20 protein-coding genes and 1 other RNA gene are annotated in these 19,811 nt (G+C 59.4%); 11 read left to right on the top strand and 10 right to left on the bottom strand.

Annotated elements, in window-relative coordinates; genetic code table 11:
• The first annotated feature begins 23 nt into the window (after positions 1-23).
• Positions 24-998 (top strand): flagellin, encoded by a 975-nt coding sequence (locus ACK83U_RS08895; RefSeq protein ID WP_112398964.1) that lies wholly within the window; start codon positions 24-26, stop codon positions 996-998.
• Between the two features lie 314 nt (positions 999-1,312).
• Positions 1,313-1,981, top strand: coding sequence for an OmpA family protein (locus ACK83U_RS08890; protein ID WP_112411710.1), 669 nt, complete (start codon positions 1,313-1,315; stop codon positions 1,979-1,981).
• Between the two features lie 58 nt (positions 1,982-2,039).
• On the opposite strand, the gene ACK83U_RS08885 is transcribed toward ACK83U_RS08890, so the two are convergent.
• Positions 2,040-2,447, bottom strand: coding sequence for a DUF2000 family protein (locus ACK83U_RS08885; protein WP_112334527.1), 408 nt, complete (start codon positions 2,445-2,447; stop codon positions 2,040-2,042).
• A 14-nt stretch (positions 2,448-2,461) separates the two neighbouring features.
• Between ACK83U_RS08885 and ACK83U_RS08880 the strand changes: the two genes are divergently transcribed.
• Positions 2,462-3,349 carry an AraC family transcriptional regulator gene (locus tag ACK83U_RS08880; RefSeq protein WP_412474822.1) on the top strand — a complete coding sequence of 296 codons (888 nt, stop codon included), beginning with the start codon at positions 2,462-2,464 and terminating at the stop codon, positions 3,347-3,349.
• Between the two features lie 16 nt (positions 3,350-3,365).
• On the opposite strand, the gene ACK83U_RS08875 is transcribed toward ACK83U_RS08880, so the two are convergent.
• The 4 genes from ACK83U_RS08875 to ACK83U_RS08860 all read right to left on the bottom strand — a co-directional run bounded on the left by ACK83U_RS08875 (position 3,366) and on the right by ACK83U_RS08860 (position 6,239).
• Positions 3,366-4,091 (bottom strand): amino acid ABC transporter ATP-binding protein, encoded by a 726-nt coding sequence (locus ACK83U_RS08875; RefSeq protein ID WP_112605304.1) that lies wholly within the window; start codon positions 4,089-4,091, stop codon positions 3,366-3,368.
• The gene (locus ACK83U_RS08870; RefSeq protein ID WP_112605307.1) at positions 4,069-4,728 is read right to left on the bottom strand and encodes an amino acid ABC transporter permease; all 660 of its coding nucleotides are present in this window, start codon (positions 4,726-4,728) and stop codon (positions 4,069-4,071) included. The genes ACK83U_RS08875 and ACK83U_RS08870 overlap by 23 nt, the downstream gene beginning before the upstream one ends.
• Positions 4,725-5,396 (bottom strand): amino acid ABC transporter permease, encoded by a 672-nt coding sequence (locus ACK83U_RS08865; RefSeq protein ID WP_112605310.1) that lies wholly within the window; start codon positions 5,394-5,396, stop codon positions 4,725-4,727. Before ACK83U_RS08865 ends, ACK83U_RS08870 begins: the two co-directional genes overlap by 4 nt.
• 63 nt (positions 5,397-5,459) lie before the next feature.
• Entirely contained in the window at positions 5,460-6,239 is a 780-nt protein-coding gene (locus ACK83U_RS08860) for a transporter substrate-binding domain-containing protein (RefSeq protein WP_183710145.1), read from the bottom strand.
• 345 nt (positions 6,240-6,584) lie between these two features.
• On the opposite strand from ACK83U_RS08860, the gene ACK83U_RS08855 reads away from it, so the two are divergent.
• Positions 6,585-7,997 (top strand): FAD-linked oxidase C-terminal domain-containing protein, encoded by a 1,413-nt coding sequence (locus tag ACK83U_RS08855; protein ID WP_112605316.1) that lies wholly within the window; start codon positions 6,585-6,587, stop codon positions 7,995-7,997.
• Between the two features lie 245 nt (positions 7,998-8,242).
• Complete coding sequence (locus ACK83U_RS08850; RefSeq protein ID WP_112605319.1) at positions 8,243-11,950, top strand: AsmA family protein; 3,708 nt, start codon at positions 8,243-8,245, stop codon at positions 11,948-11,950.
• A gap of 77 nt (positions 11,951-12,027) precedes the next feature.
• Here ACK83U_RS08850 and ACK83U_RS08845 read toward each other — a convergent pair whose 3' ends face one another.
• The 4 genes from ACK83U_RS08845 to ssrA all read right to left on the bottom strand — a co-directional run bounded on the left by ACK83U_RS08845 (position 12,028) and on the right by ssrA (position 13,596).
• Positions 12,028-12,240 carry a ribbon-helix-helix domain-containing protein gene (locus ACK83U_RS08845; RefSeq protein ID WP_041677915.1) on the bottom strand — a complete coding sequence of 71 codons (213 nt, stop codon included), beginning with the start codon at positions 12,238-12,240 and terminating at the stop codon, positions 12,028-12,030.
• 104 nt (positions 12,241-12,344) lie between these two features.
• Entirely contained in the window at positions 12,345-12,539 is a 195-nt protein-coding gene (locus ACK83U_RS08840) for a DUF4169 family protein (protein ID WP_015340298.1), read from the bottom strand.
• A gap of 55 nt (positions 12,540-12,594) precedes the next feature.
• Positions 12,595-13,107: an SspB family protein gene (locus tag ACK83U_RS08835; RefSeq protein ID WP_041677914.1), complete on the bottom strand. Its 513-nt coding sequence runs from the start codon at positions 13,105-13,107 to the stop codon at positions 12,595-12,597.
• Between the two features lie 118 nt (positions 13,108-13,225).
• Positions 13,226-13,596: a transfer-messenger RNA gene (gene ssrA / locus ACK83U_RS08830) on the bottom strand.
• Positions 13,597-13,779: 183 nt separating this feature from the next.
• Here ssrA and ACK83U_RS08825 point away from each other — a divergent pair.
• The gene (locus ACK83U_RS08825; RefSeq protein WP_112334818.1) at positions 13,780-14,700 is read left to right on the top strand and encodes a thymidylate synthase; all 921 of its coding nucleotides are present in this window, start codon (positions 13,780-13,782) and stop codon (positions 14,698-14,700) included.
• On the opposite strand, the gene ACK83U_RS08820 is transcribed toward ACK83U_RS08825, so the two are convergent.
• The gene (locus ACK83U_RS08820) at positions 14,697-15,224 is read right to left on the bottom strand and encodes a GNAT family N-acetyltransferase (protein ID WP_112605322.1); all 528 of its coding nucleotides are present in this window, start codon (positions 15,222-15,224) and stop codon (positions 14,697-14,699) included. The two genes, ACK83U_RS08825 and ACK83U_RS08820, sit on opposite strands and share 4 nt — an antisense overlap.
• Positions 15,225-15,424: 200 nt before the next feature.
• On the opposite strand from ACK83U_RS08820, the gene ACK83U_RS08815 reads away from it, so the two are divergent.
• The 5 genes from ACK83U_RS08815 (at position 15,425) to hflC (ending at position 19,780) form a co-directional block, all read left to right on the top strand.
• The gene (locus tag ACK83U_RS08815; protein ID WP_112605326.1) at positions 15,425-15,991 is read left to right on the top strand and encodes an XRE family transcriptional regulator; all 567 of its coding nucleotides are present in this window, start codon (positions 15,425-15,427) and stop codon (positions 15,989-15,991) included.
• Positions 15,992-16,093: 102 nt separating this feature from the next.
• A complete protein-coding gene (locus ACK83U_RS08810) occupies positions 16,094-16,930 on the top strand; it encodes an NAD(P)-dependent oxidoreductase (protein WP_112605671.1) in 837 nt (278 codons plus the stop codon).
• A 105-nt stretch (positions 16,931-17,035) separates the two neighbouring features.
• Positions 17,036-17,554 (top strand): dihydrofolate reductase, encoded by a 519-nt coding sequence (locus tag ACK83U_RS08805; RefSeq protein ID WP_112605329.1) that lies wholly within the window; start codon positions 17,036-17,038, stop codon positions 17,552-17,554.
• Between the two features lie 163 nt (positions 17,555-17,717).
• Positions 17,718-18,842 carry an FtsH protease activity modulator HflK gene (hflK, locus tag ACK83U_RS08800; protein ID WP_112334539.1) on the top strand — a complete coding sequence of 375 codons (1,125 nt, stop codon included), beginning with the start codon at positions 17,718-17,720 and terminating at the stop codon, positions 18,840-18,842.
• Positions 18,842-19,780 (top strand): protease modulator HflC, encoded by a 939-nt coding sequence (gene hflC / locus ACK83U_RS08795; RefSeq protein ID WP_112334540.1) that lies wholly within the window; start codon positions 18,842-18,844, stop codon positions 19,778-19,780. The genes hflK and hflC overlap by 1 nt, the downstream gene beginning before the upstream one ends.
• Positions 19,781-19,811 lie beyond the last annotated feature (31 nt).

Genomic DNA, 19,811 nt, shown 5'->3' with positions numbered 1-19,811 from the left:
CCTTTATCAGGGTCAGTCCCTCTATGAATACAGCGCTGGAAGTGCTGAGGGACACCCAGGCCAAACTGGGTAATGCCGAACGACAGATGTCGTCGGGCCTGCGGGTTCAAACGGCGAGAGACAACGCTACGTACTGGAAAATCTCGACTTTGACGCATACCGACGTCGGTGCGATTTCGTCGGTTCAGGATGCGCTCGGTCTCGCCGCCTCGACCGTCAGCACGGCTTCTACGGGTGTCGGCAGCGCGATCGACGTCGTGACAGAGATCAGGACAAAGCTTGTCAGCGCCTATGAGACCAGCGTCGACAAAACGAAGCTTAATGACGAGATTGCGCAGCTGAAACAGCAGCTGCGCAGCGTCGGAGAGTCTGCGACCTTCAATGGCGTCAACTGGACGGTGCTGCGGGATGGCGCCGATCCTACCGATCCGCACGAAGTGCCGGGTTCGCTGATCCGCGGCAGCAACGGGACAGTGACGATCGGCATGCTGAGCTATGCCGGCGTGAGCTCGACGACAGGTCCGATCACCTCCGCCGATGCGCGTTATCTGATCGATGACCAGTCGAGTGGCTCCGGCGGATATGGCGTGCTGACGTCGACGTCTTTCGCGACCGAGGCCGGGGCTGCAAGGAACTATGTGCTCGTCAGCACTCAGAACGGCAATACGAGCGGCCAGGTGGAGATCTCGCTCGATGCGAATACGACCCAAGGGGCCATCGCCGACATGGTCAACACAGTGACGGGAATGTTGAACCAGCTCAAGACGATCGGGTCCGCATTCGGCTCCCTCGAATCGCGCATCAATCTCCAGACCGAGTTCGCCAAGAATCTGAGCGATTCCCTGACCAGCGGTGTCGGGAAGCTTGTCGATGCCGATATGGAGCAGCAATCGAGCAAGGTTCTGGCGTTGCAGGCTCAGCAGCAGCTCGGGCTGCAATCGCTCTCGATCGCCAATGCCAGCTACAATACGGCTTTGCAGCTTTTCCAGAATCTCTGAGAGCCAACCAAAATCATAAGAGGCAGAGTTATACGTATCCGCATTGCCTCGGTGGCTTTAGCCGTTTTTCGCTTGGCTGGAGTGTTCGTGATGCTGTCAGAGGCAGCATCAATGCGATGGTGATATGGCTCGGCTTTGCAATGTTCTGGGGTCTAAAGTGTATTATGTATTCGATGGTTCACGCGAGATATTGAGAGATTGTTGCCGAAATTGCTTCTATCCCAAAGATATAAGGGCCTCATAGATTTCTCTTCACGATATTGCCGCAATGCTTCATATCTGCTGCGGCCATCGAACCGGAGAGCGATGATTCCATGATGAAGAGAATTGCCATTCTTGCCCTAGCGGCAGCCTTTTTGAACGCATGCACGACCACCGATCCCTATACAGGTGAGCAGAAAGTTTCCAATACGGCAGGCGGTGCAGCGATCGGTGCAGGTGTCGGCGCTGTCGCAGGCCTTCTGATCGGCCATTCGCCGGCCTCGCGCCGCAATGCCGCGCTCATCGGCGCAGGCGTCGGTGCGCTCGCAGGTGCGGGCATCGGCAACTACATGGACCAGCAGGAATCCGAACTGCGTGCGCAGCTGCAGGGCACCGGCGTTTCGGTCACCCGCGTCGGCGACCGCATCATCCTCAACATGCCGTCGGCAATCACCTTCGACATCGACCAAGACGCGATCAAGCCGGAATTCTTCCCGACGCTGAATTCTGTCGCGATCGTCCTGCGCAAGTTCAACCGCACGCTGATCGACGTCAACGGCCATACGGATTCGACTGGCAGCCTGCAGCATAACCAGGATCTGTCCGAGCGCCGCGCCGGATCGGTTGCGTCCTACCTCGGCAGCCAGGGTATCGACCAGCGCCGCATGTCGGCCATCGGCTTCGGTCCATCGCAGCCGGTCGCAACGAATGCAACCGAGGCTGGCCGCGCCCAGAACCGCCGCGTCGAGATCCAGATCGCACCGATCACGCAGAACGGCTAAGCTTTTTCAACAAAGACGGCCGGGTCTCACGATCCGGCCGTTTTCTTTGCGCGTCCGATCACGCGTGCATGCTGGCGCCCTTGGTGATCTTGTCGACGATTTTCTTGTCCGCGCGCAAGGCGATGCCGACGACCTTGGCGTCCTCGGGTGCGAATTCGGAAAAGACAGCGCGGTTGGCCGCATCATGGCCAGTTGAAAACATTTCCTCGATGAAGATGGAAGACGTGACGCCACGCTCCAGCGAGCGGCGGTGGATGGCGGTAATGCTCTCCTTGTCGGCCGAGAGCACGATGATGGGCTGGATCGACAAAGCGTTGTAGACGTTGCCGGTGCGATCGCGATAGGCTTCGCCGATGATATCTGGATGCTGTCCGGCTATGCCTGTCGACAGGAAGGCCGTTACATTCAGTTTTTGCCAGGATTGAAGGTCGCTTCGCAGAACGATCGCGATTTTGGTATCGAACATCGATGGTCACTTTCATGCAGTCTGGAAATGGGACATTGCGCGAGGATGTAACCGGACAGATCTTCGAGGGTCTTGAACGTTTGTGCGTGACGCCGGAGAGCAATCGCATCCTGTCCGCGCCTGCCTATCCGGGCATCGAACGCATCCAGGCGCAGTTTCGCGGCGATGCCTTCGAACTGCACCGGCACGATACCTATGCGCTTGGCGTCACCATCCGCGGCGTGCAGACATTCCGCTATCGCGGCGAACAGCGCTATAGCCTGCCGGGACGGGTGATCATTCTTCATCCGGACGAACTGCATGACGGCGGGGCCGCGACCGATGACGGCCTCGTGTACCGGATGCTGTATCTGGAGCCATCGGTACTGTTTCAATGCCTTGAGGCGGCGCGTGTCGGCCTGCCTTTCGTCGATGACCCCGTGGTGGAAGACAATCGTCTCGCCGGCTTGTTGCTGGCGGCGCTTGGCGAGCTCGATCGCGAGCTGGATGAGCTCTTCGTTGACGATTTCGTCTCGCGGCTCACCGACGGACTTGTCCAGCACGCCCGTTTGCCGCAACGGCCTTTGGGTAGCATTGCCTGGGGGCAGGTGAAGACTGCGCGCGACTATCTCGAGGCGCATGTCACGCGGGGTGTGCGCTCGCAGGAGCTTGAGCGCATCACCGGTCTCGATCGCTTTGCGCTTGCGCGGCATTTCCGTGCCGCCTTTGCAACAAGCCCGCATCGGTTCCTGCTGATGCGGCGGCTGCAGCAGGCAAAGGCGATGATCGGCGCGGGAGAGCCGATCGCGGAGGTGGCCGCGGCAACCGGCTTTGCCGATCAGAGCCATCTGACCCGACATTTCAAGAAGGCGTTCGGCATTGCTCCAGGTGCCTGGAACACCATGGTTCAAAGAACCGCTTAGCCGAGCTTGCCGACCTTCAATGCAGGCCGAGGAACTGCTTGAGTTCAGGCGTTTGCGGGTTTGCAAAGACTTCGCCCGGCGGTCCGATTTCGTGCACGCGCCCCTGGTGCATGAAGACCACGCGCGAGCAGACGTCCCGGGCGAATTTCATCTCATGCGTCACCATCAGCAGCGTCATGCCTTCGCCGGCCAGTTCGCGCACGACGGCAAGAACTTCCGCCACCAACTCCGGGTCCAGCGCGGAGGTGATTTCATCGCAGAGAAGCGCGATCGGCTGCATGGCGAGTGCTCTTGCAATGGCGACGCGCTGCTGCTGGCCGCCGGAGAGTTCGTCCGGATAGGCGTCGAACTTGTGCCCGAGGCCGACGCGGTCGAGCATGCGCCGCGCCATCGCCTCGGCTTCGGCTTTGGTGGTCTTCTTAACCACCATCTGCGAGAGCATGACGTTGCGTCCCGCGCTCAGATGCGGAAAGAGATTGAACTGCTGAAAGATCATGCCGACCTTCAGCCGGAGCGCTTTCAGATGCAGGTCGTCAGGCAAAAGCTGTGCACCGGCCACGGAAATCGAGCCGTCATTGATCGTCTCCAGCCCGTTGATGCAGCGCAGCAGTGTCGATTTTCCGGAGCCGCTCTTGCCAATGATAGCGATGACCTCGCCCGGCTCGACATCGAGGTTGATGCCCTTCAGGACTTCATTGGTGCCGAAGCTCTTGCGGACTTCAGTGATTTCGATGAGCGACATTGAGCTTCCTCTCCAGGATCTGGCTGCTCTTCGACAGCGGCCAGCACAAGGCGAAATAGATAAGCGCGACAAAGCCGTAGACGGTGAATGGCTGGAAGGTCGCGTTGGTGATGACGGTGCCGGCCTTCGATAGCTCTACGAAGCCGATAATGGAGGTCAGGGCCGTGCCCTTGACGACCTGGACGGAGAAGCCGACGGTCGGCGGCACGGCGATGCGCAGCGCCTGCGGCAGGATGACGTAGCGCATCTGCTGCAGATAACCCATGCCGAGACTTGCCGATGCTTCCCATTGGCCTTTGGCTACAGCCTCGACGCAGCCGCGCCAGATTTCCGTCAAAAAGGCAGCCGACCAGAGGGTGAGCGCGACGCCGGCAGCGAGCCAGGCCGGCACGTCGATGCCGAAAAGCCCGAGACCGAAGAAGGCCAGAAAGAGCTGCATCAGCAGCGGCGTGCCCTGGAACAGCTCGACGAAATATCTGACCGCGACGCGGCCGACCTTTGCCTTGCCGATGCGAAGGAACAGCAGGATTGCGCCAACGATGGCACCGCCGGCGAAAGAGACGAGCGACAGCAATATCGTCCAGCGCGCGGCTAGAAGCAGGCCGCGCAGAATATCCCATGTGGTGAATTGGATCATTGGCGGACCCTGCGTGGAAAGATCAGCTTGCCCACTCCCGCAAGTGCCTGCCGAAGCAGAACCGCCAGCGCGAGGTATATCGCCGTGGATACGAAATAGGCCTCGAATGCGCGGAACGAGCGCGATTGGATGAAGTTGGCGGCGAAGGTCAGATCCTCGGCGGCGATCTGCGAGACGACGGAGGAGCCGAGCATGACGATGACGACCTGAGAGGACAGTGCCGGCCAGATGCGCTGCAGGGACGGAACGAGGACGACATGCCGGAAGGTCTCGAACCGGGTCATGGCAAGGCTGGCGCCGGCTTCGAACTGGCCGCGCGGCGTTGCCTGTATGCCGGCGCGGATGATCTCGCAGCTATAGGCTCCGAGATTGATGATCATGGCGAGATTGGCGGCGGTCATCTCGTTCATCTGAACGCCGATGCCGGGCAGGCCAAAGAAAATGAAGAAGAGCTGGATCAGAAACGGTGTATTGCGGATGAGCTCGACATAGGCAGCCACCAAGGGTTTGAGCCAGCTCGGGCCAAGTGCGCGAGCCCAGGCGCAGGCAATTCCGAGGATAATGCCAAGCACAGCGCCAATAAGGGTCAGCTCCACCGTGACGAGAACGCCCTTGACCAGCGTGGGATAGTATTCGGCAAGCCAGCCGAAATCGAAGTGATAGCGCATGGGAGAAAGCCTCGCTGAGACCGATCACGCCGCCGAACGACGGCGCGATCAGTCCTGCGTTGATCAGAAGCCGGCCGGCAGGTCGGCGCCCAGCCACTTCTGCGACATCTTGTTCAGTGTCCCGTCCGCCTTGGCGGCGGCAATGATGTCATTGACCTTCTTCTGCAATGCCTGCTCGCTCTTGTTCAGGCCGATGAAGCAGGGGGAGTTGGTGATGAGGAATTTCATCTCGGGCTTCTTCGGCGGATTTCTGGCAAGAATGGCCGCCGCGACGACATTGCCGGTTGCAACCAGCTGAACCTGTCCGGACAGGAAGGCGGAGATGGTGCCGTTATTGTCCTCGTAGCGCTTGATCGTCGCATCTTGCGGCGCGACCTTGGTCAGCGCGAGATCCTCGATCGCGCCGCGGGTGACGCCGATCGTCTTGCCGGAAAGGTCTTCCGGCTTCGCGGCCGCGACATCGCCGGGACCGAAGACGCCGTTGAAGAAGGGCGCGTAGGCGTCGGAGAAATCGATGACCTTTTCGCGATCCGGATTCTTGCCGAGGCTTGAGATCACCAGATCGACCTTATTCGTCTGCAGATAGGGAATGCGGTTGGCGCTGGTGACTGGAACAAGCTCAGTTTTCACGCCGAGTTTTTCGCCGATCAGATTGGCCATGTCGATGTCATAGCCCATGGGTGCCATGTCCGTGCCGACACTGCCGAAGGGCGGAAAGTCCTGCGGAACGGCGACGCGCAGCGTACCGCGCGAGGTTATGTCGCTCAGAGCATCCGCCCGAGCTGCGCCAGGGGCGGAAATTGACCCCATCGCCAGCATCGCGATACCGAGTGCCATGAGCATTTGTCTGCGCTTCATCGAATGTCCTTCCAATCGTGGCTGTATGAAAGCTGAAAGGCGAAACGCAAGACATATGCCAGTCGACGGAAGACTGCCTCGCGGTGTTATGGTATGGATAAAAGTGAATGTTCGGTGATCGCTGAGGCGATGGATTGATTAAAATATAGGCAAAATTCTGCCGCGATGCTTTTTCCGGCCAGCCGATCGTCGCACCTTTGATCAATCGCACAAAACTTGAACTTATGCGCGATAGCGGCTCACTTTCATCACTGGACAGCCCCGCCCCAAATGCCCCATAGAACCGAGAGGGGTTAACGCCCTGGACGACCGCGATGGGAGATTCGGACTATGGTTTTGGCTGATGCAAAGGCGGGAACACGCAACGAGGCCGGCATATCCGCCGTTCTCGGCATTCTGAAGCAGGCCTTCGGTGAACGTTTCCAGACCGGCGAAAGTTTTCGTGCCCAGCACGCCCACACCACCACTTATATCCCATCGCAGCTGCCGGACGGCGTGGTCTTTGCTGAAACGAGCGAGGACGTGCGGACTGTCGTGAAGGCATGCGCCGAACACAAGGTCCCGGTCATTCCTTTTGGCACTGGCTCTTCGCTGGAGGGACAGGTGAATGCGCCGCAGGGCGGCATTTCCATCGATTTCAGCCGCATGAACCGCATTATCGAAATCAATGCCGAGGATCTGGATTGCACGGTCGAGCCCGGCGTCACCCGTGAGCAGCTTAATACCTACCTGCGCGATACCGGCCTGTTCTTCCCGATCGATCCCGGCGCTAACGCTTCGATCGGCGGCATGGCATCGACGCGCGCATCGGGTACCAATGCCGTGCGCTATGGCACGATGAAGGACAATGTTCTGTCCGTGACCGTTGTGACTGCCAATGGCGAGGAAATCCGCACCGCCCGCCGCGCCAAGAAATCATCCGCCGGTTACGATCTGACACGGCTCTTTGTCGGAGCGGAAGGCACGCTCGGCGTACTGACGTCGATCACCCTGCGCTTGCAGGGCATTCCGCAGAAGATCGCCGGCGGGGCCTGCGCTTTTCCGGATATCAAGGCGGCTTGCGATGCCGTCATCATGACCATCCAGATGGGCGTTCCCGTCGCGCGCATCGAGCTGCTCGATGCCATGCAGATGCGGGCCTGCAACCGCTATTCCGGCCTGACCTATGACGAGAAGCCAACGCTTTTCCTTGAATTCCACGGCACCGACGAGACTGTAGCGCTGCAGTCGGAGCAATTTGCCGAGATCGCGGCGGAATGCGGGGGCGGCGAATTCCTTTGGACAAGCAACGCCGAAGAGCGCAACAAGCTTTGGAAAGCCCGCCACGACGCCTATTGGGCCTGCCGCGCGCTAGCGCCGGAGTTGGCCGCGCTATCGACAGATGTCTGCGTGCCGATCTCACGCCTTGCCGAATGCGTAGCGGAAACCCAGGCCGATATCGAGGCGCATGGCCTGCTGGCGCCGATCGTCGGCCATGCCGGCGACGGTAATTTCCATGTGCTCGTCCTGTTTGACGACAAGACCTCTGAAGGGATCGCTGTCGTCGAGGAATTCGTCGCTCGCCTTAACGCGCGTGCGCTCGCCATGGACGGCACATGCACCGGCGAGCACGGCATAGGGCAGGGGAAGATGGCATTTCTGGAGCAGGAGCTCGGCGATGCCGTCGATCTGATGCGTCAAATCAAGGAGTCGCTTGATCCGGATGCCATTTTCAATCCAGGGAAGATATTCCGCAGGCACTGAAAGATGGAATATTTTCATGATCTTGGCTTGCTACAAGCGCGAATGACGCTAGGCTGCATCCGCACTTTTCCGGTTTTTGCCATAAAAAGCCACTGACACGCGCTAGAGGAGGCATACCTCTTAAAAAGAGCTGCTGTGACAGGCGGAGATCGGGTAGAACCGTACATAGACTAAATTATGCCGTGTATGCGCTCTGACAAGCGAGACCTGCATACGTTGGGAATGAAGATTGGAGACGACACGCGTTGTTAGGTAGGGTCCTGGTTTTTCTGGGTGGATTGCTTGTGGTGGTGCTGTTCCTGGCGCTGCTCGCCCCGCTCTTCATAGACTGGACCGATTTTCGCAAGAACTTCGAGGATCAGGCGAGCCGCATCATCGGCAAGAAGGTGACTGTTCATGGCACCGTGGATGCCCGTCTTCTGCCGTTCCCGTCGGTGACGCTGCATGACGTCCGCGTCGGCCAGGAGGCTGATGGAACGCCGCTCGTACAGGTGGCCGAATTCTCCATGGATGCGGAACTTGCGCCTTTCCTTTCCGGCGAAGCACTGATCTTCGATATGCGGGTGTCCAAGCCCAAGGTGCGGCTGCGGCTGCTGAAGGACGGCACGCTCGACTGGATGCGTGGTAGTCAGCCGGAAATTCCCGCAAAGTCCGTCGTGCTCGAAAGCGTTCACGTAGAAGACGGCGATATTCTCTTCATTGACGAGCAAACGGGCAGGACCCGCCACGTCACGGGCCTGAATGCCCAGATGTCGGCGCGGTCGCTTGCCGGCCCTTGGCGTATCGAGGGCGATGCGGCCCTCGACAACGAGCATGGCAATTTCACGGTTTCCAGCAGCCAGCCTGACGACAATGGCGTCCTGCGCGTCCGCACCCGGCTGATGCCGGACCGCCACCCGCTTAATGTCGATCTCGATGGCGAGCTTAAACTCGTCGACAGCAAGCCCGATTACATGGGCTCCTTCACGGCCGGGGTCAACGACAAGCAGACGCGCGATTCTGCCGATCAGAAGGCGCAGCCCCGCATCAAGGGCCGTTTCGAGCTGACGAATGACCGTATTCGCGTTCCGGAATATCGCCTTGAAGTCGGCGCCGATGACGATCCTTATGTCGTCACAGGCGAGGCGACGCTGGATACAGGTTCCAAGCCGGAATTCCTGCTGACCGCCGATGGACAGCAGATCGACGTCAACCGTCTCGGCAACAACAAGGGCACCAACGGCAAGACCAATCGCAACCCGGCAATCTCGGCACGTCAACGCCTCAACAATCTGATTGCGATTGCGGCTGAAATTCCGGTGCCACAGGTTCCCGGCAAGGCGACCTTCCGGCTGCCGGCGATCGTGGCGGGCGACACGACCATACGCGACGTGCAGCTCGATCTCGAACCGGCGGGAACGGGATGGAGGATCGATCATGCGATCGGCACGATGCCCGGCCGCACGCAGGTCGAAGCGCGCGGTAATCTCATGCTGCGGGACGAGCCCAACTTCATCGGTAATCTGGTCGTTGCGTCCAACCAGCCGTCGGGATTGGCCTCGTGGCTTGTGGGGGCCGTCGATCCGGCGATACGCCAGCTGCGTCAGGCCGGCTTCTCCGCCGATGTCAGCCTGAAGCATGACGAGCAGCGCTTCGAAAATCTGGAGATCGCAATTGGTTCGGCCACGCTGAAAGGCCGGATCGATCGCCAGAGCGGGACAGACAAGACCCCGCCAAAGCTTGCGGTCGATCTCACCGGCGATGCTCTCGACCTTGACGCGCTGAGGGCGCTGACTGGGCTCTTTACAGGCCAGGATACCGAGGAATCTCTCTTCGACCATCGGATCACGGCGCATCTGCAGGCCGGCAAATTCATGGCCTTCGGTGTGCCGGCCGATAATCTCGATACGTCCTTCTCCGTTGCCGATGGCGCTCTGACGATCGACAAGCTTTCGGTGCACAATGTCGCCGGCGCCGAAATCACCGCAACGGGCCGCGCCGACGGCACGCCATCCGACTACAAGGGATCGGGCGAGATCACCTTCAAGGCCGCCGATCCCGGGCCGTTTTTCGAAATGTTGCGCCAGCATTTACCGCACCATCCCGTCATGGACCGTTTGGTGCGCAATGCAGCCTGGTATGGAAACACGGCTCTTCGCGGGGCGGTGACGCTTGGCGGCGATCAGGACAACGCGCTGACGGTGACGCTTGCCGGTGTTTCCAACGGCAGCCGCGTCAATTTCGATTATCGCATGTCCGATCTTTCGGCGTTCAAGGGCAAGGGCACCACGACGCTCGAGGGAACGCTGGAAAATTCGGTGACGTCGATCCTGTTCGGCCAGGCGGGTCTCGATCCGTTGCCTGTTGAAGCCGATGCCAATGGTCGTCTGACGCTGAAAGTGTCGGCAAGTGGCACCGATCCGGCGGATGCCGCGCTCACTTTTGCGACCGACAAGACATCGTTTACCGCAAACGGCAAGGTGGATGTCCGTCCAGCTACCTTCCTCAACGGCAACATAGCGCTATCGTTCGAAAGCGCTGACATCGATCCTTATTTCGTGATGAACGGCATCGGTATTCCGCAGATGGGCGCCGGTTTGCCGGTGAAGTTCCAGGCTAATGCCGCATTGAACCCGGACAAGATCGTATTTTCGGGTATGAAGGGGCTGTTTGCCGACAACAACATGTCCGGCACGCTGACCGTCGATCGGAAGGCGCCGAATCTAAAGGCCTCGGGTGAATTGTCGCTCGACAAGATGGATCTCGACTGGCTGGCGGAAGCCATCTACGGGCCGATGAGCGATCCGAAAACAGGCGCGCTCAACAAGGATAAGCTCGGCCTTCCAGCCTTCAGCGGCATGGACATCGGCGTCAAACTCTCCGCAAAGCAGGTATGGCCTGGTCTGTTCGGTCCCATTTCGAATTTCACCGCCAATGTAGCTTACAGGGGCGAGGAGTTGCGGCTGAATGATCTGACGGGTGGCTGGAATGGCGGTACGCTGACCGGGAGCGCGATGTTCGCCAATTCGGATGGCACCGGCCTGCTGCAGACGAAGCTCAGCCTCGCCAATGGCGATCTTGCGGCTGTTGCCTGGCAGCGCGATGGAGCGCCGCTTGCGACCGGCCGCTTCGGCCTTGCGATGAATGCCGAAGCGAGCGGCAAGAGCATTGCCGACCTTGCCGCGAATGCAAGCGGTTCGGGTGAAATGAAGCTCGGCGAGACGCATGTGCGTGGCCTCAATCTCTCCGTCATGCCGCCGCTCCTCTCGGCGACTGATCAGATTCAGGGCGATATCACTGCCGCCAAGGTGCTGCCGATCGTGCAGACGCTGCTGAACAATGGCGAGGCTGTTCTCCCGGCGACCAGCATCCCTTTCAACATTTCCGCCGGTGTGGTGCGAGCGACCAATATTGTCGCCAGCAACGATCTGGCAAAGCTTTCGGGCAACGCCGAAATCAGCCTGCCGGATGAGCGCATGCGCGGCTCACTCGGTATCGCCTTCAAGGCCGGTGCCGAAGCGCAGAGCGGGGCGGAGCCGGCCCTACGCCTCGATTTCGCCGGACCGCTCTCCGCACCTGGCCGAACGATGGATATCACGGACGTCACCAGCTTCCTGTCGGTCCGGGCATTCGAGCGCGAGCGCCGTCGGGTGGAGCGCTTGCAGGCCAATGTCCTTGAAAAGCAGCGGCTGCGGCGTGAGGTGGCGCTGTACAAGTATGTTGCAGGCGTGCGCGAGGCTCAGCGCCAGCGCGACGCCGCCATCGAGCAGCAGCGCCGCGCAGAAGAGGAACGGTTACGCAATCTGGCTCAGCAGGCGGCCGCTCAGAAGCAGGCGGAGGAGGAGGCGCGCGCCAAGCAGGCAGCGGAGGAGGCGGCCAAGGCCAAGGCGGCGGCCGACGCGCGAGCCAAGGCCGAAACTCAGCATCCGACGGCACCTTTGAATTTCAATGAACTGCCGGGAGTTGCCCAGTAAACCGGAAGGTTGTGGATTGATCCACATCTGGTAGGTAAAGCGCGCTCACGACATCGTCTTGAGCTCTCTGCAACTATTCAGTTGCGATCCTTCAGCCATTTAAGGACATAGAGGCGGAGCGCAGAGGAGAGATTGCTGCCGGCTTCGCGGCCGTCGTCGATCTCTGAGATCAGCGCTGCGAGCGACGTGCCGCGCGCATTGGCGATCGCCTTCAGTTCTGTCCAGAAGGCATCCTCAAGGGAAAAGCTCGTGCGATGGCCATGCAGCGTCGCGGAATGTTTACGGATCATCGGCGGATCGATCAAAAATCGGAAATGGCGGGATATTTCTGAAAGTGATTCAAAATGCGGAAGTAAGCAACTGATTTCTGAAGTTTTTTATCTCAGGACCTAAATTAGTCTTCGGTCTTCTTGGTTTCGATTCGGCCGGCCTCGTGCGCCTTTGCTGCCTTTTCGTTAAGCGTTGTCGTCAGCTTCTTCTCAGCCTTGGTCCTTCCGAAGGCGATGCGGTTCTGCTCAGCCTGCGTTTCCTTATCCGAGCGGGCCTGTTTCTTGCGAAACTGACGCAGATTGACGATTTCGGCGCTCATTAATCTCTTCCGTTACCGGCATGAAAAAGGGAAGCGGATGCTTCCCCTGCAATGGCTACTGCTTCTTGCGGAATGCGTCGAGAGAGACAACCGATCCCGGTTTCTTTTCCTCACCTTCCTTGGCTGCAGCCGCAGGCGCTTCCTCGCCTTCGACCGGCACCGGATAGGCCGTGATTTCGCCGGAGGAGGTCTCTTCTTCTTCGTCGGCCAGCGGCACGTCGAATTCCAGTTCGAAATTGACGGAGGGGTCGTAGAAGCCGCGGATTGCATTGAAGGGGACGACCAGCTTTTCCGGAACGTCGGAGAAGGAGAGGCCGATCTCGAATTGGCTTTCCGTGATCTTCAGATCCCAGAACTGGTGCTGGATGACGATGGTCATCTGTTCGGGATATTTCGCCTTCAGGTGCTGTGAAATGCGCACGCCCGGGGCGCCGGTCAGAAAGGTGATGAAGAAATGGTGGTCACCGGGCAGGCGGCCTGTAGCGCCGACCTCGGTCAGCACCTTGCGGATTACTCCCCGCAGGGCGTCCTGTGCCAAAATGTCGTAGCGGATATGATCCTGCCCCATGCTTTCCTGTCTTTCGTTGGCCATGCTTTTTATAGGCTTATGCCACGCTGAGCGCCGCCGGAAAAGCCCTATGCGCGAGTCACCGCGTGTCGATCCATAATATAGCACTGGAGAAGAAGGTGAAGGCTTCTGTTGCCAGGTGCCTTCGAACCCCGCCTAAGAGTGCGACCCCTTAGGACTTTATTTGAAGTGTCACACCGCGATTAAGCAGCGAGACGAGCTTCCGCATAGTTGTCGTTTGCAACTACAATTTTAGCCCGATAACGGCGGTACAATGCCGAGCGAAAAGTCGATCTTTACACCCTTGTCGATCCTGTTTCGCCCCCATCAAAAGCCGGTCTGTCGCAAGTTCTGCCGGCCAGTTTTTGGTGGAGGCGCCGGGTACCGCCCCCGGGTCCAATAGGTTTATTACACCGCTCATTTATCGCCATAGCCGGCCCGAAGACCGGCAAGGGTGATATAGTGTTTTCCGCGAGCGAAGGGAAGGGCAATTGTCACAAATGCTTCGTGGAAACATCGGTTTGCCTGCAAGGTCGCGAGATTTACCTGAATTACGCTTCGCCGCGGTTGGTTTCGCGTCGGCTTGTCATTAAAATTGCGAAAAAGGAATCGGCAGGCGGCTGTTCAGGCAGGCCTTACGGCCGGAAATTTCAAGCGATTTCGGAGCGGAAGATGGCTCGTCACCCAGAGTATCAATATCTCGACCTGATGGCGCACCTGCTCGAACATGGTGACCGTCGCATCGACCGGACCGGCGTCGGCACCTTGAGCGGTCTCGGCGCGATGATGCGCTTCGATCTTTCGAGAGGGCAGATCCCGATCTTCACGACGAAGCGCGTCTACTGGAAGCTCGCCGTCAAGGAGATGCTCTGGTTCCTGACCGGCGACACCAATATCCGCAATCTGCTGAAGGAGAATGTGCGGATCTGGACCGACTGGCCGCTCGCCAAATACCGCAAGGCCTCTGGCGAAGAGATCGATCAGGTCGCTTTTGAAAAGCGCATTCTGGAGGACGAGGCCTTTGCTCTGCAATGGGGCGATCTCGGCCCGGTTTATGGTAAGCAGTGGCGGCAATGGCGCGATGCCGAAGGCCGCGTGCATGACCAGCTCGCCGCTGTTATCAAGGATCTCAAGACCAATCCCAGCAGCCGCCGGATGATCTTCCACGCCTGGAATGTCGGCGAACTTGCCGATATGGCGCTGCATCCCTGCCACATGGTCTATCAGTTTCATGTATCGAACATCTCGGCCGAAGGCGGCAAGCGCCCGCGTCTCAGCCTGATGGTTTTCCAGCGCTCCTGCGACCTGTTCCTTGGCAATCCATTCAACATCTGCCAGCAGGCGGTTTTGCTGGCTATGGTCGCGCAGCAGGTCGATATGGATATGGGCGAGCTGGTCTGGTCGGGTGGTGACGTCCACCTCTATCTCAACCATCTGGATGCCATCCGCGAGCAGCTCAGCCGGGAGCCGAAGCCATTCCCGACCTTGCGTCTGCTGCGCCGACCCGACAGCATCGACGATTATCGTATCGAGGATTTCGAGGTTCTCGGATATGAGCCGCACGCGGCGATCGCCGCCGAAGTCGCGGTTTAGGTCGTCGGCTTGGCGTCGGGATCGGTGCGCTGATCGAGGAGTAGTTGCAGGAAGGCGAGATCGAGCCATCGTCCGAACTTCGTGCCGACCTGCGGAAGAAGCCCGACCTGCTGGAAGCCGAGCTTTTCATGCAGCCGGATCGAAGCCTCGTTGCCTGCCTCGATGCCCGCGACCATCGCATGCTTGCCGATCGCTCGGGCGCGCTCGATGAGCTCGATCATCAGCGCCTTGCCGATGCCGCCGCGATACCGATCGTTTCGCACATAGACGGAGTGCTCGACCGTGTGCCGATAGCCGTCGAAGGCGCGCCAGTCACCGAACGAGGCGTAGCCGACCACGTCACCGCGATCGTCGGTCGCGACGAGGACCGGATAGCCGAGCTTGTGCCGATCCTGCAGCCATTGCTTGCGATTGGCGATATCGACCTGCGCCTCGTTCCAGATCGCGGCGGTATTGGCGACGGCGTCGTTATAGATCGCGGTTATTCCCGCGAGATCCTCGTCTCTCGCATCGCGAATTTGCATCGGTCGCTCCGTAGACACCATCCATCAGATTGGATGATCGTATCGTTTGTTCTTCATGCTGTCATACACTGATTTCGACGCCTGTCTACTATGTTATTACATGGCTGCATCGGAGATCAAACTCAGCTACGCCATGGTTAAGCTTTTTCAGTAATTTGCCTCGATTGTCACTCCCGTGAAAGTCCACTATAGTAAAACGCATGTCTCAACTTGATGATATCGATAAGCGCATCGGCGCGCGCATTCGCATCGAACGGGAAAGTCGCGGCTGGTCGCTGACGGAGTTGGCCGAACGCTCGGCCGTTTCCCGGGCCATGATCCACAAGATCGAGCGTGGCGAAAGCAGCCCGACGGCGACGCTGCTCGGTAAGCTTTCCGGCGCTTTCAGCCTGAGCATGTCGGCCTTGATGGCACGTGCGGAGATGCAGCGGGGCCGGTTTCTTCGGAAGGGGGAGCAGCCCGTCTGGGTCGATCCGCAGACGGGCTATGAGCGCCGGCACGTTTCTCCGAAGTCCGACCTGCCGCTCGATCTCGTCCGTATCGAATTGCCTGCCGGGGCGGAGGTTTCGATGCCCGCATCGGCTTATGCCTTCGTGCGGCAGCTCATCTGGGTGCTCGCGGGACAGCTGACCTTTCTCGAGGGAGATACGAAGCACCCGATGTCGCCGGGCGATTGCCTCGAACTCGGTCCGCCGACGGATTGCGTTTTCAAGAATGAAAGCGGAGAGCCCTGTGTCTATGCCGTCCTCGTGCTTCGCAACGCTTGACTGCCCCCGCTAAACTTAGCGTTACCGCAAGGCATTGCGCTCGTCCGGCCGAGCGATAGGCGATATGCTGCCGTCTTCCTCGATCGGAGAAGGAGATTGGCCGTGGAGATCGCAGTCATCGGAGCCGGTGCCATGGGAAGCGCCATTGGCCGGCGTTTGGTCGAAAATGGGGCGAGGGTGCTCACTTATCTCGACGGACGCTCGGCTTCGACCATCGAACGGGCGAAAGCAGCCGGCATGGAGCCGGCTGGATTGGACGCCATCGCCACGTCGCGTCTCATTCTTTCCATCGTTCCGCCGGCGGAGGCTGTTGCCGTCGCTGAGCAGATTGCAGCTGAACTGCGTCGGATGGGCGCGAAAACGACCTTCATGGACTGCAATGCGATTTCGCCGAGGACCATGACCGAGGTTGCGGCGATTTTCGGCGGCGATTGCGGCGTGGTTCTCGACGGCTCCATCATCGGCGGTCCGCCAAAGCCCGGCCAGAAGGGGCCGAAACTCTATGTGAGCGCCGATACCGCGAACGACAGCGACGTGCTGGTCGAATACGGACTGCAGGTTCGCCACATCGATGGGGCAATCGGCGCGGCTTCGGCATTGAAGATGTGCTATGCCGGCATCAACAAGGGCGTGACCGGCCTCGGTGCCGCCATGCTGCTTGCGGCGATCCGTTCGGGTGCCGATGCCGCCCTGAAGCGCGAACTTCAGGAAAGCCTGCCGGATCTCGATGCGAAATTCGTCCACGGCATTCCGGACATGTATCCGAAAGCCTACCGATGGGTCGCGGAGATGGAGGAGATTTCCGAGTTCCTCGGTGAGGATGATCCGGCCGCCTTGATCTTCAAAGGCATGGCCGGGCTCTATCGGAAGATGGCCAGGGATCGGGAAGAGGGAGGTCTATTGGCCCGCCAGCTCGATAAATTGAATAGCGGTGGCTGATATTAGGCCGGGATAGGTGCGTTCCATCTGCCGCCGCCGCCTTGATGATGTAAAGTCGCCTTGCCGACTCGTATTGGCGTCGGCGAGGCAGATTGAGGGAGACGTATGACCCAGCCGATCAAGACCATCGTCGTTGCCGTATCGCGCAACGGCATCATCGGACGCGAAGGCGACATGCCCTGGCGATTGTCATCCGACCTCAAGCGTTTCAAGGCGATGACGCTCGGCAAGCCGGTGATCATGGGACGTAAGACGTTCCAATCGATCGGCAGGCCACTGCCGGGCCGGCCGAATGTCGTCATTACCCGCGACACCGATTTTTCCGCCGAGGGGATAACGGTCGTGCACTCGCTCGATGAAGCGATTTCGGTTGCATCCCGTCTGGCCAAGGAGAGCAATGTCGACGAAATCTGCATCCTCGGCGGTGGCGAAATCTATCGGCAGGCGATTGATCTCTCCGACCGGCTACTGATCACCCATGTCGAGGCGGATGTGGAAGGCGACACGTCCTTTCCAAAGATCGATCCCGGCATCTGGCAGGCAGATAGCGAGCTTGCCGTGCCGGCTGGAGAAAAGGACACGTATCCGACGCGTTTCGTTCGCTATTTCAGGCGAAAGGCATAAGAGCTGGCCCTAAAAAGCAAATATTTTCCAATGAATCCGACGAACTTCCTGAAGTCGCGTTGAAAGCAGGTGCTTCGATACCTATAACGGGAAACAATCGCTGCCACCCACGGATTTCGTGGGCTTGGCGCGATATCGGGAGTCAACAAACAAAGAGGTTTTGATGCCTTGGAGCAATCAGAATGGCGGCGGCGGTGGCCCATGGGGCGGCGGTGGCGGCGGAAATAATCAGGGACCTTGGGGACAGGGACCGAACCGGCCGCGGGGCAGCGGCAATGGTGGGCCTCCGGACTTGGAGGATATCATTCGCCGCGGTCAGGACCGATTGAAAGGTTTCGTGCCCGGTGGCTTCAATGCAGGCGTCGTTCTCATCATCATTGCAGTGATTGCCGTTTTCTGGCTGATCCAGTGCATCTATACCGTGCAGCCGGACGAGCGCGGCGTTGAGCTGCGCTTCGGCAAGCCACGTGAAGAAGTCTCCATGCCTGGCCTGCATTTCCATATCTGGCCGATGGACCGCATCGAATTCGTGAAGGTCACAGAGCAGCAGCGCAATATCGGCGGCCGCTCCTCGGCCGGTTCGAATGCTGGCCTGATGCTGACGGGCGATCAGAACATCGTCAACGTGCAGTTCTCTATCCTCTATACCGTGACCAACCCGCAATCCTATCTGTTCAATCTCGAGACCCCCGACGAGACTTTGCAGCAGGTTGCGGAGAGCGCCATGCGTGAAGTGGTCGGTCGCCGTCCGGCTCAGGACATCTATCGCGACAAGCGTCAGGAAATCGCAACCGAAGTCAGAAGCATCATCCAGGATACGATGGATCGCTACGGCTCCGGTATCTCCATCAATGCCGTTCCGATCGAGGATGTCTCGCCGCCGCGCGAAGTGGCCGACGCATTCGAAGAAGTGCAGCGTGCGGAGCAGAACGAAGACCAGCAGGTGGAAGAGGCCAATCAATACGCCAACCAGAAGCTCGGTCAGGCCCGCGGCCGCGCGGCTCAGATCCGCGAAGAAGCGGCTGCCTACAAGGATCGTATCGTGAAGGAAGCTCAGGGTGAGGCGCAGCGCTTCATCTCGATCTACGACGAATACGTCAAGGCGCCCGAGGTCACGCGCAAGCGCCTGTTCCTGGAAACCATGGAGTCCGTCATCGGCAATTCCAACAGCATCATCATCGACGACAAGCAGGGCGTCGTGCCTTATCTGCCGCTGAATGAAGTCGGCAAGCAGTCCACGACCCAGGCGGGCAAGCCCGCTGCTGCAACTCAGCCGGAGGCCAAATAATGACATCCAGCCGTTTGCCAGCCATTCTTATCGCGCTCGCGGTAGTACTGCTGCTTATTTATTCGTCGGTTTTCGTGGTCAATGCCCGTGAACAGGCGATTGTCCTGCGCTTCGGCCAGATTCGTGCCGTGAAGACGGAGCCGGGCATCTACTTCAAGCTGCCTTTTGCCTTCATGGATGCCGATCGCGTCCAGTATGTGCAGCTGCAGGAACTTCGCTTCGATCTGGACAATATCCGCGTCCAGGTCTCGGGCGGCAAGTTCTACGAAGTCGATGCCTTCGTCGTCTACAAGATCATGGATGCGCGCAAGTTCCGCGAGACCGTCTCCGGCGATCGCGATGCGGCTGAATCGCGTCTCAGGACGCGCCTCGACGCTGCTCTGCGTCGCGTCTATGGTCTACGCGGCTTCGAGGCGGCGCTTTCCAACGAGCGTGCCGCGATGATGACGGATGTGCGCAACGATCTCCATCGCGATGCGGAAACACTCGGCCTCAACATTGAGGACGTCCGCATCCGCCGCACGGACCTGTCTCAGGAAGTGTCGCAGAACACTTACGACCGCATGAAGGCCGAGCGTCTGGCGGAAGCCGAGCTGATCCGCGCGCGCGGTAACGAAGAAGGTCAGCGCCGCCGGGCGGTCGCGGACCGTCAGGTCGTCGAGATCGTTGCCGATGCGCAGAAGGATTCGGAAGTGCTGCGTGGTGAAGGCGAAGCCGAACGCAACGGCATCTTCGCGGATGCCTCCAAGCGCGATCCGAACTTCTACGAGTTCTATCGCTCGATGGCTGCCTATAACAAGGCGCTTGGCTCGGGTGGCAAGACGCTTGTCTTGCCGCCGAACCAGTCGGACTTTTTCAAGTTCTTCGACAGTCCGGCAGGTGCCGCGCCCAATTCCGGGGCGCCGGCGCTTGCCAATCCGACGGCGCCCGCGAACTAAGCTGCCGGCGCAAGAAATGAAAGGGCTGCCT

Origin of the sequence: Rhizobium sp. WW22 (assembly GCF_047041135.1) — a bacterium.
Taxonomy (GTDB): domain Bacteria; phylum Pseudomonadota; class Alphaproteobacteria; order Rhizobiales; family Rhizobiaceae; genus Rhizobium.
The sequence above is the reverse complement of the archived record's forward strand: the minus strand, read 5'-3'. Positions and strand labels throughout refer to the sequence as shown.

Coding starts and splice junctions, on each gene's coding strand:
- hflK (WP_112334539.1), top strand. CDS start 17,718: ATGCCTTGGAGCAATCAGAATGGCGGCGGCGGTGGCCCATGGGGCGGC.
- ACK83U_RS08840 (WP_015340298.1), bottom strand. CDS start 12,539: ATGAGCGCCGAAATCGTCAATCTGCGTCAGTTTCGCAAGAAACAGGCC.
- ACK83U_RS08865 (WP_112605310.1), bottom strand. CDS start 5,396: ATGCGCTATCACTTCGATTTCGGCTGGCTTGCCGAATACTATCCCACG.
- ACK83U_RS08870 (WP_112605307.1), bottom strand. CDS start 4,728: ATGATCCAATTCACCACATGGGATATTCTGCGCGGCCTGCTTCTAGCC.
- ACK83U_RS08855 (WP_112605316.1), top strand. CDS start 6,585: ATGGTTTTGGCTGATGCAAAGGCGGGAACACGCAACGAGGCCGGCATA.
- ACK83U_RS08825 (WP_112334818.1), top strand. CDS start 13,780: ATGGCTCGTCACCCAGAGTATCAATATCTCGACCTGATGGCGCACCTG.
- ACK83U_RS08895 (WP_112398964.1), top strand. CDS start 24: ATGAATACAGCGCTGGAAGTGCTGAGGGACACCCAGGCCAAACTGGGT.
- ACK83U_RS08875 (WP_112605304.1), bottom strand. CDS start 4,091: ATGTCGCTCATCGAAATCACTGAAGTCCGCAAGAGCTTCGGCACCAAT.
- ACK83U_RS08880 (WP_412474822.1), top strand. CDS start 2,462: ATGCAGTCTGGAAATGGGACATTGCGCGAGGATGTAACCGGACAGATC.
- ACK83U_RS08805 (WP_112605329.1), top strand. CDS start 17,036: ATGACCCAGCCGATCAAGACCATCGTCGTTGCCGTATCGCGCAACGGC.
- ACK83U_RS08890 (WP_112411710.1), top strand. CDS start 1,313: ATGATGAAGAGAATTGCCATTCTTGCCCTAGCGGCAGCCTTTTTGAAC.
- ACK83U_RS08815 (WP_112605326.1), top strand. CDS start 15,425: ATGTCTCAACTTGATGATATCGATAAGCGCATCGGCGCGCGCATTCGC.
- ACK83U_RS08860 (WP_183710145.1), bottom strand. CDS start 6,239: ATGCTCATGGCACTCGGTATCGCGATGCTGGCGATGGGGTCAATTTCC.
- ACK83U_RS08820 (WP_112605322.1), bottom strand. CDS start 15,224: ATGCAAATTCGCGATGCGAGAGACGAGGATCTCGCGGGAATAACCGCG.
- ACK83U_RS08845 (WP_041677915.1), bottom strand. CDS start 12,240: ATGATCCGTAAACATTCCGCGACGCTGCATGGCCATCGCACGAGCTTT.
- ACK83U_RS08835 (WP_041677914.1), bottom strand. CDS start 13,107: ATGGGGCAGGATCATATCCGCTACGACATTTTGGCACAGGACGCCCTG.
- ACK83U_RS08885 (WP_112334527.1), bottom strand. CDS start 2,447: ATGTTCGATACCAAAATCGCGATCGTTCTGCGAAGCGACCTTCAATCC.
- hflC (WP_112334540.1), top strand. CDS start 18,842: ATGACATCCAGCCGTTTGCCAGCCATTCTTATCGCGCTCGCGGTAGTA.